General features: G+C 70.4%; 11 protein-coding genes. 9 read left to right on the top strand and 2 right to left on the bottom strand.

Annotated features, from left to right (window positions below):
* Window positions 1-4: 4 nt before the first annotated feature.
* Window positions 5-1,660 carry a polyprenol phosphomannose-dependent alpha 1,6 mannosyltransferase MptB gene (gene mptB / locus ACFSVL_RS30780; RefSeq protein ID WP_378309234.1) on the bottom strand — a complete coding sequence of 552 codons (1,656 nt, stop codon included), beginning with the start codon at window positions 1,658-1,660 and terminating at the stop codon, window positions 5-7.
* A 243-nt stretch (window positions 1,661-1,903) separates the two neighbouring features.
* Between mptB and ACFSVL_RS30775 the strand changes: the two genes are divergently transcribed.
* The 9 genes from ACFSVL_RS30775 to lepB all read left to right on the top strand — a co-directional run bounded on the left by ACFSVL_RS30775 (window position 1,904) and on the right by lepB (window position 9,820).
* Window positions 1,904-2,764 carry a helix-turn-helix transcriptional regulator gene (locus ACFSVL_RS30775; RefSeq protein WP_378309064.1) on the top strand — a complete coding sequence of 287 codons (861 nt, stop codon included), beginning with the start codon at window positions 1,904-1,906 and terminating at the stop codon, window positions 2,762-2,764.
* Window positions 2,761-4,209, top strand: a complete 1,449-nt coding sequence (sufB, locus tag ACFSVL_RS30770; protein WP_378309063.1) for a Fe-S cluster assembly protein SufB — start codon at window positions 2,761-2,763, stop codon at window positions 4,207-4,209. The genes ACFSVL_RS30775 and sufB overlap by 4 nt, the downstream gene beginning before the upstream one ends.
* A 2-nt stretch (window positions 4,210-4,211) precedes the next feature.
* Window positions 4,212-5,384: a Fe-S cluster assembly protein SufD gene (gene sufD, locus ACFSVL_RS30765; RefSeq protein WP_378309062.1), complete on the top strand. Its 1,173-nt coding sequence runs from the start codon at window positions 4,212-4,214 to the stop codon at window positions 5,382-5,384.
* A gap of 39 nt (window positions 5,385-5,423) precedes the next feature.
* Window positions 5,424-6,194: a Fe-S cluster assembly ATPase SufC gene (sufC, locus tag ACFSVL_RS30760; RefSeq protein WP_378309061.1), complete on the top strand. Its 771-nt coding sequence runs from the start codon at window positions 5,424-5,426 to the stop codon at window positions 6,192-6,194.
* A 51-nt stretch (window positions 6,195-6,245) separates the two neighbouring features.
* On the top strand, window positions 6,246-7,562 hold the full coding sequence (locus tag ACFSVL_RS30755) for a cysteine desulfurase (protein ID WP_378309060.1): 1,317 nt from the start codon (window positions 6,246-6,248) through the stop codon (window positions 7,560-7,562).
* Window positions 7,559-8,008 (top strand): Fe-S cluster assembly sulfur transfer protein SufU, encoded by a 450-nt coding sequence (gene sufU / locus ACFSVL_RS30750; RefSeq protein ID WP_037814681.1) that lies wholly within the window; start codon window positions 7,559-7,561, stop codon window positions 8,006-8,008. The genes ACFSVL_RS30755 and sufU overlap by 4 nt, the downstream gene beginning before the upstream one ends.
* A complete protein-coding gene (locus tag ACFSVL_RS30745) occupies window positions 8,005-8,403 on the top strand; it encodes a metal-sulfur cluster assembly factor (RefSeq protein ID WP_378309059.1) in 399 nt (132 codons plus the stop codon). Before sufU ends, ACFSVL_RS30745 begins: the two co-directional genes overlap by 4 nt.
* A 128-nt stretch (window positions 8,404-8,531) precedes the next feature.
* Window positions 8,532-8,963 carry a hypothetical protein gene (locus ACFSVL_RS30740; protein ID WP_378309058.1) on the top strand — a complete coding sequence of 144 codons (432 nt, stop codon included), beginning with the start codon at window positions 8,532-8,534 and terminating at the stop codon, window positions 8,961-8,963.
* Between the two features lie 86 nt (window positions 8,964-9,049).
* Entirely contained in the window at window positions 9,050-9,820 is a 771-nt protein-coding gene (lepB, locus tag ACFSVL_RS30735; RefSeq protein WP_378309057.1) for a signal peptidase I, read from the top strand.
* Here lepB and ACFSVL_RS30730 read toward each other — a convergent pair.
* On the bottom strand, window positions 9,735-11,666 hold the full coding sequence (locus tag ACFSVL_RS30730; RefSeq protein WP_378309056.1) for an ABC1 kinase family protein: 1,932 nt from the start codon (window positions 11,664-11,666) through the stop codon (window positions 9,735-9,737). The genes lepB and ACFSVL_RS30730 overlap by 86 nt on opposite strands.
* Window positions 11,667-11,806 lie beyond the last annotated feature (140 nt).

Genomic DNA, 11,806 nt, shown 5'->3' with positions numbered 1-11,806 from the left:
CGAATCACGATACGACGTCGGCGGGCGCGCGCGGTGCTGGGGACGCCGGAGGTGTCCTGGACAACAGCAGCGGCGAAAGCCGGTACACGATCGCGAGCCCGCCGAGGGTCACCAGCGCGGCCGCGCCGTAGGCCCACGGCAGGACGTAGGAGCGGCCGTCGAAGGTGCCGCCGGTGGGCGGAAGCAGGAAGGGCAGCCCGGCGCTGATGACGGTGGCGACCACCCGGAACCGCGACGTCCCGGCCGCCGCGGCGAGCGGGATCACCGCCCACAGCAGGTACCACGGCTGCAGGTTGATCTGCAGGATCATCGCCGCGCCCAGCGAGACGCCGAGCCCGATGATCGGCCGGTACCGCCATTTGAAGCTGGCCCACAGGAATTTGATCGTGACCGCCGCGGTGATCACGTTGCCGAGCGTGCCGAGGATCGGCACCAGCGCGTCGGTGTGGTTGCCGAGCCCGAGCGCGATGCCGAGGACCCCGCCGAGGTTCGCCACCTCCGCGGTGGGGGAGATGAACGAGCGCACCAGCCCCGGCGTGCTCGCCGTCGCGCCGATCCAGCCGAAGCCCAGCCCGGTGCCGACGCAGATCGCGGTGAGCACCACGCCGAACAGCAGCGCCATCGGCGCGCCCGCCCACACCAGGTCCTTCAGCCGCCCGTGCCATCGCCGCGCGACCATCACCGAGAGGAACGGCAGCGCCAGCACCGCCGGGATCTTCACGGTCGCGCCGACGGTGATGATGACGACGCCGAGCGCGATGAAGAGCAGCTCGCCCTTCGCCAGCGGCGGCGGACTGTCGCCCTTCACCCGCACCGGCAGCCGCCGGATGCCGATCTCCAGCCCGGCCACCATGAGCCCGATGGCCAGCGCGTCGTTGTGCGCGCCCGCGACGAAATGGAAGATCAGCAACGGGTTCGCCGCGCCGAGCCACAGCGCGGTGGCCGGCTGCACGCCGAACCGCCGGGCGAGCCGCGGCACCGCCCACACGATCAGCAGCACCCCGACCATCGCGAGACCGCGCTGCAGCAGCACGCCGGCGACGATGTCGTTGCCGCCGACCGGGGCCAGCCAGCCGCCGAGCCGCAGCAGCAGCGGGCCGTACGGGGCGGGCGTCTCGCGCCAGATGTTGGTGACGCCCGCGGTCAGCGGGTCCGCGACGCCGAGCGCCTGCGCCGGGCCCAGCTGGTACGGGTCCATGCCGCGGTGCACGATCTCGCTCTGGGCGAGGTAACTGTAGACGTCGCGGGAGAACAGCGGCGGGATCAGCAGCAGCGGCGCGACCCACATCGCGATGGTGCGGGCGAGCTGGCCGCTGGTGGCCAGCCGGGCGCTGGCCGGGCGGGCGAACCGGGCGAGCATGAGCCAGCTCAGCACCAGGATGCCCATCCCGGAGAAGGCGATCGCGAGCGACACCGTCGGGATGCGGATGAACAGCCGCAGCACCGGCAGGTCCTGCACCGGGTTGATCACCGGCGCGGCGCCCGCCCCGAGCGAGCCGAGCGCGAGGAACAGCGAGCCGACCGTGCCGAAGCGGCGGACCACGTCGAGGCCGCGGGTCTCGGCGGCGTTCAGCGGGTCGGTGCGGCGCGGGCCGACCGGGGACGGCGGCTCCGGGGCCGCGGCCGCGGCGTCGGCACTGTCGTTCGAGCCGCCGGAGATGTCCGGTTCCGGTGCCCGCTGGTCCGGGTGCTCGCCGACTGCCACGCCCGGAAGCGTATCGACTCCGGTTCCGGCGGCGTGCCGAGTCCGGCCGGAAAGCCGCGGCGAGGTCCGGTCCGGCAGGTCGGCGGCGGGTCCGGCGGAGCGGGCGGCCCGGCGATCGCGCTCCGGTTCCGCGTGAGTCGGGTCACTGGGCGACACCCCGCCTTTGCCCGCCGGCCGGAAATAAGACACACTTGTGTTGTGAAAAAGAACGGGACCACCGGCGAGGGGCGCGGCGAGCAGCCGCGCACCGCGGCCGTCGGCGTTCCCGTGCAGGTCAGCGCGGTGAACGTGGCCGAGGGCCGCACCCGGCACGAGGTCGCCCGGCTGCTGCTGGAGCAGGGCCCGATGACCGCCGTGGTGGTCGCCGAGCAGCTCGGCATCAGCCCCACGGCGATCCGCCGCCACCTCGACGCGCTGCAGGCCGACGGCGAGGCCGAGACCCGCGACGCCCCGCGCAAGGGACCGCGCGGGCGCGGGCGCCCGGCCAAGCTGTTCCTGCTCACCGAGGCGGGCCGGGCCCGGTTCGGGCACGCCTACGACGACCTCGCGGTGTCGGCCATCCGCTTCCTCGCCGAGCACGCCGGCCCGGACGCGGTGCGCGCGTTCGCCGAGCGCCGGGTCGAAGGACTGGTCGGGCCGCACCGGCAGGCGATCACCGGATCGGCTGATCCGGTCGAGCGCGCCGAGGCCCTCGCCACCGCGCTGAGCAGGGAGGGCTACGCTGCCTCGACCCGCCAGGTCGGCACGGTCGGCGCGGAAGCACCGGCCGCCCACGTAGGCGCTCAGCTGTGCCAGCACCACTGCCCGGTCGCGCACGTCGCCGCGGAATTCCCGCAGCTGTGCGAGGCCGAGACGGAAGCGTTCGCGAAGCTGCTGGGCACCCACGTCCAGCGCCTGGCGACGATCGCACGCGGAGACAACGCGTGCACCACACACGTACCCGCCGGACCGGCGGGTATCCCGGCCCATCCCGAGCCGGACCGCACGACGCCCGGAGACGCGGCCGCGCCGCCCGACGGGCACGCACCACGGATCCCGAATGGAGGGAAACCCGCATGACTGCCGCTGCCGAGCAGCGCACTCCCACCACCGAGCCGTTGAGCCAGGAAGAGACCATCGCGTCCCTTGGCAACTACGCCTTCGGCTGGGCGGACTCCGACGAGGCTGGCGCCAGCGCCCGCCGCGGCCTGAACGAGGATGTCGTCCGCGACATCTCCGAGAAGAAGTCCGAGCCCGAGTGGATGCGCGACGCCCGATTGAAGGCGCTCAAGCTGTTCGACCTCAAGCCGATGCCGAACTGGGGCGCCGACCTCTCGGGGATCGACTTCGACAACATCAAGTACTTCGTGCGGTCCACCGAGAAGCAGGCGTCCAGCTGGGAAGACCTGCCCGAGGACATCAAGAACACGTACGACAAGCTGGGCATCCCCGAGGCGGAGAAGCAGCGCCTCGTGGCCGGCGTCGCCGCGCAGTACGAGTCCGAGGTCGTCTACCACCAGATCCGCGAGGACCTGGAGGAGCAGGGCGTCCTGTTCCTGGACACCGACAGCGCGCTCAAGGAGCACCCGGAGATCTTCCAGGAGTACTTCGGCTCCGTGATCCCGGCCGGCGACAACAAGTTCTCCGCGCTGAACACGGCGGTGTGGTCCGGCGGCTCGTTCATCTACGTGCCGAAGGGCGTGCACGTCGAGATCCCGCTGCAGGCCTACTTCCGGATCAACACCGAGAACATGGGCCAGTTCGAGCGGACGCTGATCATCGTCGACGAGGACGCCTACGTCCACTACGTCGAGGGCTGCACCGCGCCGATCTACCAGTCGGATTCGCTGCACTCCGCGGTCGTCGAGATCATCGTGAAGAAGGGCGCCCGCTGCCGCTACACGACGATCCAGAACTGGTCGAACAACGTCTACAACCTGGTCACCAAGCGCGCCAAGTGCGAAGAGGGCGCGACCATGGAGTGGGTCGACGGCAACATCGGCTCCAAGGTGACCATGAAGTACCCGTCGGTCTTCCTCATGGGCGAGCACGCCAAGGGCGAGGTCCTCTCGGTCGCGTTCGCGGGCGAGGGCCAGCACCAGGACGCCGGGGCGAAGATGGAGCACCTCGCGCCGCACACGTCCTCGACCATCGTGTCGAAGTCGGTCGCGCGCGGCGGCGGCCGGACGTCCTACCGGGGCCTGGTCAAGGTCGCGAAGCGGGCGCACCACTCGCGTTCCAGCGTGGTCTGCGACGCCCTGCTGGTGGACACCATCTCGCGGTCGGACACGTACCCGTACGTGGACATCCGCAACGACGAGGTGTCCATGGGCCACGAGGCCACCGTGTCCAAGGTCAGCGAAGAGCAGCTGTTCTACCTGATGTCGCGCGGCCTCGACGAGGCCGAGGCGATGGCGATGATCGTGCGCGGGTTCGTCGAGCCCATCGCGCGCGAGCTGCCGATGGAGTACGCGCTCGAGCTGAACCGCCTGATCGAGCTTCAGATGGAAGGGTCCGTCGGCTAGTCATGTCGGTTACCGAGAACAACGTCGCCGAGTCGCTGCGGGAGGGCGCCGTCATTCCGGCGGCCTCCCGCGCGGAGCGGTTCACCTCCTACGACGTCGCGGCCTTCGAGGTCCCCGGCGGGCGTGAGGAGAACTGGCGCTTCACTCCGATGAAGCGCCTGCGCGGCCTGCACGACGGTTCCGCCGTCGCCTCCGGCGAGATCACGCTGGAGACCGAGGCCGCGCCCGAGCTGAAGATCGAGACCGTCGGCCGCGACGACGCGCGCCTCGGCGAGGCGGGCGTGCCGAGCGACCGCATCGCGGCGCAGGCGTACTCGTCCTTCGCCAACGCCACGATCGTCACGGTGCCGAAGGAGACCGAGGCGTCGAAGCCGTCGCTGCTGCGCATCCACGGCCCGGGCGAGGGCAAGGTCGCCTACGGCCACCTGCAGGTGCGCGCCGAGGCGTTCGCCAACGCGGTGATCGTGCTCGACCACGTCGGCTCCGGCACCTACGCGGACAACGTCGAGTTCGTCATCGGCGACTCGGCCAAGATCACCGTGGTCAGCGTCCAGGACTGGGCCGACGACGCGGTGCACGTGTCCGAGCAGCACCTGCGGCTGGGCCGCGACGCGACGCTCAAGCACACCGTGGTCACCCTCGGCGGCGACCTGGTGCGCGTCTCGCCGACCGCGACTTTCGCGGACAAGGGCGGCGACGTCGAGATGCTCGGCCTGTACTTCGCCGACGCCGGCCAGCACCAGGAACACCGGCTGTTCGTGGACCACGCGGTGGCGAACTGCAAGTCCAACGTGATGTACAAGGGCGCCCTGCAGGGCGACGACGCGCACACGGTGTGGATCGGCGACGTGCTGATCCGGGCGGCCGCCGAGGCCACCGACACCTACGAGCTGAACCGCAACCTCGTGCTCACCCCCGGCGCGCGCGCCGACTCGGTGCCGAACCTCGAGATCGAGACCGGCGAGATCGAGGGCGCGGGCCACGCGAGCGCCACGGGAAGGTTTGACGACGAGCAGTTGTTCTACCTCCAGTCGCGCGGGATCGGCGAAGAGGCCGCACGACGGCTGGTCGTGCGCGGGTTCTTCCACGAGATCCTGGCCCGGATCGGCGTGCCCGAGGTGCGCGAGCGCCTCGAAGCCGCGATCGAGGCCGAGCTAGAAGCCGTGGGCGCCTGACCGTCGTCCGTCCCTTTCAGACTCTTTAGGAAAAGCAGAATGGCTACCCTGGAAATCAAGGACCTGCACGCGTCGGTGACCACCGACGAAGGCGCCAAGGAGATCCTCAAGGGCGTCAACCTGACCATCCGGTCCGGCGAGACGCACGCGATCATGGGCCCGAACGGCTCCGGCAAGTCCACCCTGTCCTACGCGATCGCCGGCCACCCGAAGTACACGGTGACCTCCGGCGAGGTGCTGCTGGACGGCGAGAACGTGCTCGAGATGAGCGTCGACGAGCGCGCCCGCGCGGGCCTGTTCCTCGCCATGCAGTACCCGGTCGAGGTGCCCGGCGTCTCGATGTCGAACTTCCTGCGCACCGCGGCCACCGCGGTCCGGGGCGAGGCTCCCAAGCTGCGCCACTGGGTCAAGGAGGTCAAGGAGGAGATGGGCAAGCTCGGCATCTCCCAGGAGTTCGCCGAGCGCTCGGTGAACGAGGGCTTCTCCGGCGGCGAGAAGAAGCGCCACGAGATCCTGCAGCTGGCGCTGCTCAAGCCGAAGTTCGCCATCCTCGACGAGACCGACTCGGGCCTGGACGTCGACGCGCTGCGCGTCGTGTCCGACGGCGTCAACGAGTACAAGTCGGGCAACGAGGTCGGCGTCATGCTGATCACGCACTACACCCGCATCCTGCGGCACATCACGCCGGACTTCGTGCACGTCTTCGCCGACGGCCGGATCGTCGAGTCCGGCGGCCGCGAACTGGCCGACGAGCTGGAGGAGAACGGCTACGTCAAGTACGTCGGCTCCGCCGAGCCCGCCAAGGCCTGACGTTCTCCCGCGCCCCGTTCCCGACGACACCGAGAGAGAGGAGTTGGCTCGATGACCACCACGGCTTCGAACAGCCCGACCAACTCTGTTCCCCTTGACGTGGCGGCACTGCGTGCCGACTTCCCGATCCTGACGCGCACCGTGCGCGACGGGAAACCCTTGGTGTACCTGGACTCCGGAGCGACCTCGCAACGGCCGGTGCAGGTGCTCGACGCGGAACGGCGGTACGTGTTCACGTCGAACTCGGCCGTGCACCGCGGTGCCCACCAGCTGTCCGAAGAGGCCACCGACGCCTACGAATCCGCGCGCGCCAAGACCGCGGAATTCGTCGGCGCGGACCCGGAAGAGCTGGTGTTCACCAAGAACGCGACCGAGGGCGTCAACCTCGTGGCGTACGCGATGAGCAACGCCGCCACCGCCGGTCCGGAGGCTGAGCGCTTCCGGATCGGCGAGGGCGACGAAATCGTCATCACCGAGATGGAGCACCACGCGAACCTGGTGCCGTGGCAGCAGCTGTGCCAGCGCACCGGCGCGACGCTGAAGTGGTTCAAGGTCACCGCCGAGGGCCGCCTCGATCTGTCCGATATGGACAGTGTGATCACGCCGCGCACCAAGGTGGTCGCGTTCGCGCACCAGTCCAATGTGCTCGGCACGGTCAATCCGGTGGACAAGCTGGTGGCCAAGGCGAAGGCGGTCGGCGCGCTGACCGTTCTCGACGCCTGCCAGTCCGTTCCGCACTTCCCGGTCGATTTCCATGCGCTGGGCGTCGACTTCGCGGTGTTCTCCGGGCACAAGATGCTGGCCCCGTCCGGCATCGGCGTGCTGTACGGCCGGACCGAGCTGCTCGAAGCCATGCCGCCGTTCCTCACCGGCGGCTCGATGATCGAGCTGGTCACCATGGAGCGCACCACGTTCGCCGCGCCGCCGCAGCGGTTCGAGGCCGGGGTGCCGATGACGTCGCAGGCGATCGGCCTCGGCGCGGCGGTGGACTACCTGTCCGCCGTCGGGATGGACCGCGTCGCCGCGCACGAGCACGAGCTGGCCGCGGCCGCGATCGCCGGCATCGGCGCGATCCCGGGCGTGCGCATCGTGGGGCCGACCGACCTCGAAGACCGGGGCGCGACCGTCGCGTTCGTGATCGACGGCGTGCACCCGCACGACGCCGGCCAGGTGCTCGACAGCCTCGGCATCGCGGTGCGGGTGGGCCACCACTGCGCGTGGCCGCTGCACCGGGCCTGTTCGGTGCCCGCGACCGTGCGGGCGAGCTTCTACCTGTACAACACGCTGTCCGAAGTGGACGCTCTGGTCGCCGGGATCCGCGAGGCGCAGAAGTTCTTCGGGGTGGCCCAGGACGGGGCCGCGCGGTGAACCTGGAGAGCATGTACCAGGAGATCATCCTGGACCACTACAAGAACCCGCACGGGCGCGGCCTGCGCGATCCGTTCGACGCGGAGTCGTTCCAGGTCAACCCGACCTGCGGCGACGAGATCACCTTGCGGGTGAAGGTCAGCGACGGCAAAGTCGAGGACGTGTCGTACGACGGGCAGGGCTGCTCGATCAGCCAGGCGTCCGCGTCGGTGCTCACCGACCTGGTCGTCGGGCACACGGTCGACGAGGCGTTCACGACCATGGACGCGTTCGTGGAACTGATGCAGGGCAAGGGCAAAGTCGAACCGGACGAGGACGTACTGGAGGACGGCGTCGCGTTCGCCGGCGTCGCGAAGTACCCGGCGCGCGTGAAGTGCGCCCTGCTCGGCTGGATGGCGTTCAAGGACGCCGTGTCCAGTACCACCACAGGAGCTGAGAAGGCATGAGCGAAGAGACGGTCACCGACCCGCGCGAGGGGCGCACCGCCGCGGACCTGCCCGAGCAGGCCGCCGCCGTCCCCGCCGACATCGCCAAGATCGAGGACGTCGAGGAAGCGATGCGCGACGTCGTCGACCCGGAACTCGGCATCAACGTCGTGGACCTCGGCCTGGTTTACGACATCCGGGTCGAGACCGACAACACCGCGACGATCGACATGACGCTCACGTCCGCGGCCTGCCCGCTCACCGACGTGATCGAGGACCAGACGTCGGCGGCGCTGACGTCCGGCGGGCTCGTGAGCGACTTCCGGATCAACTGGGTCTGGATGCCGCCGTGGGGCCCGGAGAAGATCACCGACGACGGCCGCGAGCAGCTGCGGGCGCTCGGTTTCACGGTCTGAGGGTTATCGCGTGCGAAGGCCGCCCCCGGTTCGCCGGGGGCGGCCTTCGGCGTATCCGGGGCTGATGCGTTCGGGCGCACGCGGGCGGAACTCCGGATTCTGTCGGGGCCGGGTGCTATGACTGACCGATGACCGAATCCGGTGCTGAATCCGTTCCCGACGAGAGACCTGACGAAAGACCCAGCCGCGGCCTGGCCGTGGGCGCGGTGTCGGTGGCCGCGGTGAGCTTCGCGCTCGCGGTGCTGACCTGGCTGGCCTGGCTGCTGGTGCGGCCCCGGCTGCTCGTGAGCGGGGTGTACCCGATCGTGGCCGAGGTGTTCGTCCTCGTGCTCGGCGCGCTGTGGTTCGCGGCGCTGCTGGCCGGAGTGCTGGCGGTGGTGCTGGGACTGCTAGGCGGAGGACGGCGGCGCTACGGCGGCGACCTCGCCCGCACAGGCGCGCTGCTGGGCGGGCTCACGGTGGTGGTGGCGCTGGCCGGGACGATCGCGTTCACAGTGAATCCCGGCGTCTCGCCGCTGTATCCCGCCGGACGGCCGCTCAATTCGATCATCCGCGAGTGAAGTATGTATAACGACCTATACGGCGGCGGTCGGTTCGATCGGCTTGGCCCGGTAACGACCTCGCGAACCGCTTCGATGATCGATTCATGACGGAAGGCTTCCCCGCTGCGCCGCCTTCGGTTGAGCGCGCGCCGCGCCGGTTTCCCTGGCTGCTCGCCGTGTTCGTCCTGCTCGCGGCCGCGGGTGCGGTCCTGGCGGCGACCGGGCTGCTCAAGGTCCTCAGCTACCGGTCGCTGGCCATGACCGGCGGGTCGATGGCGCACACCGTCGCCGCGGGCGAGCGGGTCGTTTTCGGGCTGCACGAGGGGCAGGAGATCCACCGCGGCGACCTCGTCGTCTTCGACGCGAGCGCGTTCGGAGACGGACGGCGCGGGATGTTCCTGCAACGCGTGATCGGGGTCGGCGGCGACGTGGTCGAGTGTTGCGACGACCATCGCCGGATCAAGGTGAACGGCAAGTCGATCGACGAGCCTTACGCGGCAGGCGAGCAGGCGACCTTTTACGCGAAAGTGCCGCCGGGCGCGGTGTTCGTGGCGGGGGACCAGCGGGACATCGCGGACGACTCCCGATGGCGCGTCAACGAGCCCGGCGGCGGGGCGATGCCGCTGTCCGCGGTGTACGGAGTCGTGTCCGGGACCGGGAATCTGTTCTGGGTCAAGCAGATTCCGGCGACCACCGCGTTCGCCGACGCCGGGCTTCCCGGGACGACGGAGCCGGATTCCGGGCCGGTCGCCGGCCGGATCACCGCGGGGGCCGGGGCGGTGCTGTTCCTCATCGGGTTCGCCGGTCTGCTCGTGACCGTCGTCCGGAGCGCCGGAAAACGACGAAAAGCAGCCGCAGTCCCGCCAGCGCGCTGATCATCAGCAGGTTGTAGCCGAAGACCTGGTTCAGCGTCAGCCCGGGCACGAGCTGCGGTCCGCTCGAACTGGCCAGCAGCAGCACGGCCATGAGCCCGGTCGCGATGCCGACCAGCGCCAGCAGCACCTCGTGCACCAGGCCGGTCACCAGGTCGCGGTCGCGTTCGTCGGAGAACAGCCGCATGTTCACCGACAGCCTGCCTTCTTCCAGTGCCGCGCCGATCCGGTCGACGCGCCGCGGCAGGCGGCGCAAGACCGGCAGCAGGGCGGTGAACTCGTCGGTGACCGTGCGGCGCACGGTTTCCGGCCGCAGGCCGATGCGTTCGGTGGCGAACGCGCGGGACTCGGCGACCAGGTCGAAGTCCGGGGCCAGCGTCGCGAGCGTGCCTTCCATGGTGGCCAGCGCGCGGAAGACCGCGGCGATCGGCGGCGGGACGGCGAGGCGGAATTCGGCGACGACGCGGAACAGGCCGGTGAACAGGTCGAGCCCGGGCGTCCGGCCCGGGCCGAAGTGGCGGGCGAGCAGGGCGCCGAGCGCGCGTTCCAGGCGTTGTTCGTCGAGGTCGTCCGGGCGGTGCACGATTTCCAGCAGTCCGTCGCGGACGCCGGCCGGGTCGCCGCGGTCGATGGCGGGCAGCAGCGCTTGCAGTCCGGCGCGCAAGCCGGTGTCGAGGCGGCCGACGGAGCCGAAATCCAGCAGGCCGAGGGTGCCGTCTTCGAGGAGCAGAACGTTGCCGGGGTGCGGATCGGCGTGGAAGACCCCGCCCAGCAGGACCTGGTCGAGCAGGCCGCGCAGGAAGGTGCGGGCCAGGTCCTCGCGCGAGCGTCCGGAACTGGTGGCGAGCGGTTTGCCGTCGAGCCGCCGCATCACCAGAACGCGCTCCGTGGACAGTGCTTTGTAGACAGTCGGCAGCGTCACGCCGGCGACCGGATGCGCGGCGATGGCGTCGATGTTCGAGGCTTCGGTGCGGAAATCCAGTTCGTCCTCAAGGGATTCGGCGAATCCGTCGGCCAGTTCCCGCACGCCGAGCGACCGTGCCCAGCCGGCGCGTTCGTGCAGCACGGCGGCGAGCCGGCGGACGATGTCGATGTCGCGTTCGACCTGCTCGCGGATTCCGGGCCGCTGCACCTTCACCACGACCTCCGCGCCGGAGCGCAGCCGGGCGCCGTAAACCTGCGCGATCGACGCCGCGGCAAGGGGTTCGTCGTCGATGCGGGCGAACGCGGTGACGTCGATTTCCTCGCGCAGCAAGGCGCGCACCTCGTCCTCGGGCGCGGGCGGCACCTGGTCGTGCAGCCGGCTGAGTTCGCGGATGTACACCGGCGGAAGGAGATCCGCGCGGGTCGACAGCAGCTGCCCGAGTTTCACGAACGTCACGCCGGCCTCCTCAAGCGCCAGCCGCAACGACCGCGCGAGTTTCGCCGAACCGTCGGGATCGGCGGTGCGGCGGCCGGTGAGGAACGAGCCGAGGCCGTGCCGGATCGCGATGCGCATGATCCGCGAGTAACGCCGGGCGCGGGCCGCGCGGGAACGCACCGAGCGCATCCGGGCGAACAAACCGGGGCCGCCGGACGGAATCGCGAGTTCGGCGACGAAAAGGACCAGCAGGGTCACCGCGAGCGCGCTGCCCGCCAGCGGGATCAGCAGTCCGGCCGCGACCCCGGCGTTGGTCAGCACGGCGACCGGGAACATCCGGATGACAGTTCCCGCGACGATCCAGCCCGCCAGCGCCGCGCCGAGCGCCCGGACGAGACCGACGCGCACCCCGAGCACTTTGCGGGCCGCGGCGACGAGCGGCCACAGCACCACGACGTAGGCAAGCAGGCCGAGCAGGATCGTTTGCATGCCGACGAGCACACCATCGCGGCGGCGCGCGCGGATCCAGCCCGGGCGGGACGGGCCTCCCTCTTGCGGGGGAGCGCCCTACTTTCGGACGTAGTCCCTGCCGGTGGTGAACTTCTAACGTCGTCGAGCGGACAAGGGTT

This window comes from Amycolatopsis silviterrae (assembly GCF_042684085.1).
In the GTDB taxonomy this organism is placed as follows: Bacteria; Actinomycetota; Actinomycetes; order Mycobacteriales; family Pseudonocardiaceae; genus Amycolatopsis; species Amycolatopsis silviterrae.
The sequence above is the reverse complement of the archived record's forward strand: the minus strand, read 5'-3'. Positions and strand labels throughout refer to the sequence as shown.

Bases quoted from the DNA above. Each gene is read 5' to 3' on its own strand.
- sufB (WP_378309063.1), top strand. From the start codon at position 2,761: ATGACTGCCGCTGCCGAGCAGCGCACTCCCACCACCGAGCCGTTGAGC.
- sufD (WP_378309062.1), top strand. From the start codon at position 4,212: ATGTCGGTTACCGAGAACAACGTCGCCGAGTCGCTGCGGGAGGGCGCC.
- sufC (WP_378309061.1), top strand. From the start codon at position 5,424: ATGGCTACCCTGGAAATCAAGGACCTGCACGCGTCGGTGACCACCGAC.
- ACFSVL_RS30755 (WP_378309060.1), top strand. From the start codon at position 6,246: ATGACCACCACGGCTTCGAACAGCCCGACCAACTCTGTTCCCCTTGAC.
- ACFSVL_RS30745 (WP_378309059.1), top strand. From the start codon at position 8,005: ATGAGCGAAGAGACGGTCACCGACCCGCGCGAGGGGCGCACCGCCGCG.
- ACFSVL_RS30740 (WP_378309058.1), top strand. From the start codon at position 8,532: ATGACCGAATCCGGTGCTGAATCCGTTCCCGACGAGAGACCTGACGAA.
- lepB (WP_378309057.1), top strand. From the start codon at position 9,050: ATGACGGAAGGCTTCCCCGCTGCGCCGCCTTCGGTTGAGCGCGCGCCG.
- ACFSVL_RS30730 (WP_378309056.1), bottom strand. From the start codon at position 11,666: ATGCAAACGATCCTGCTCGGCCTGCTTGCCTACGTCGTGGTGCTGTGG.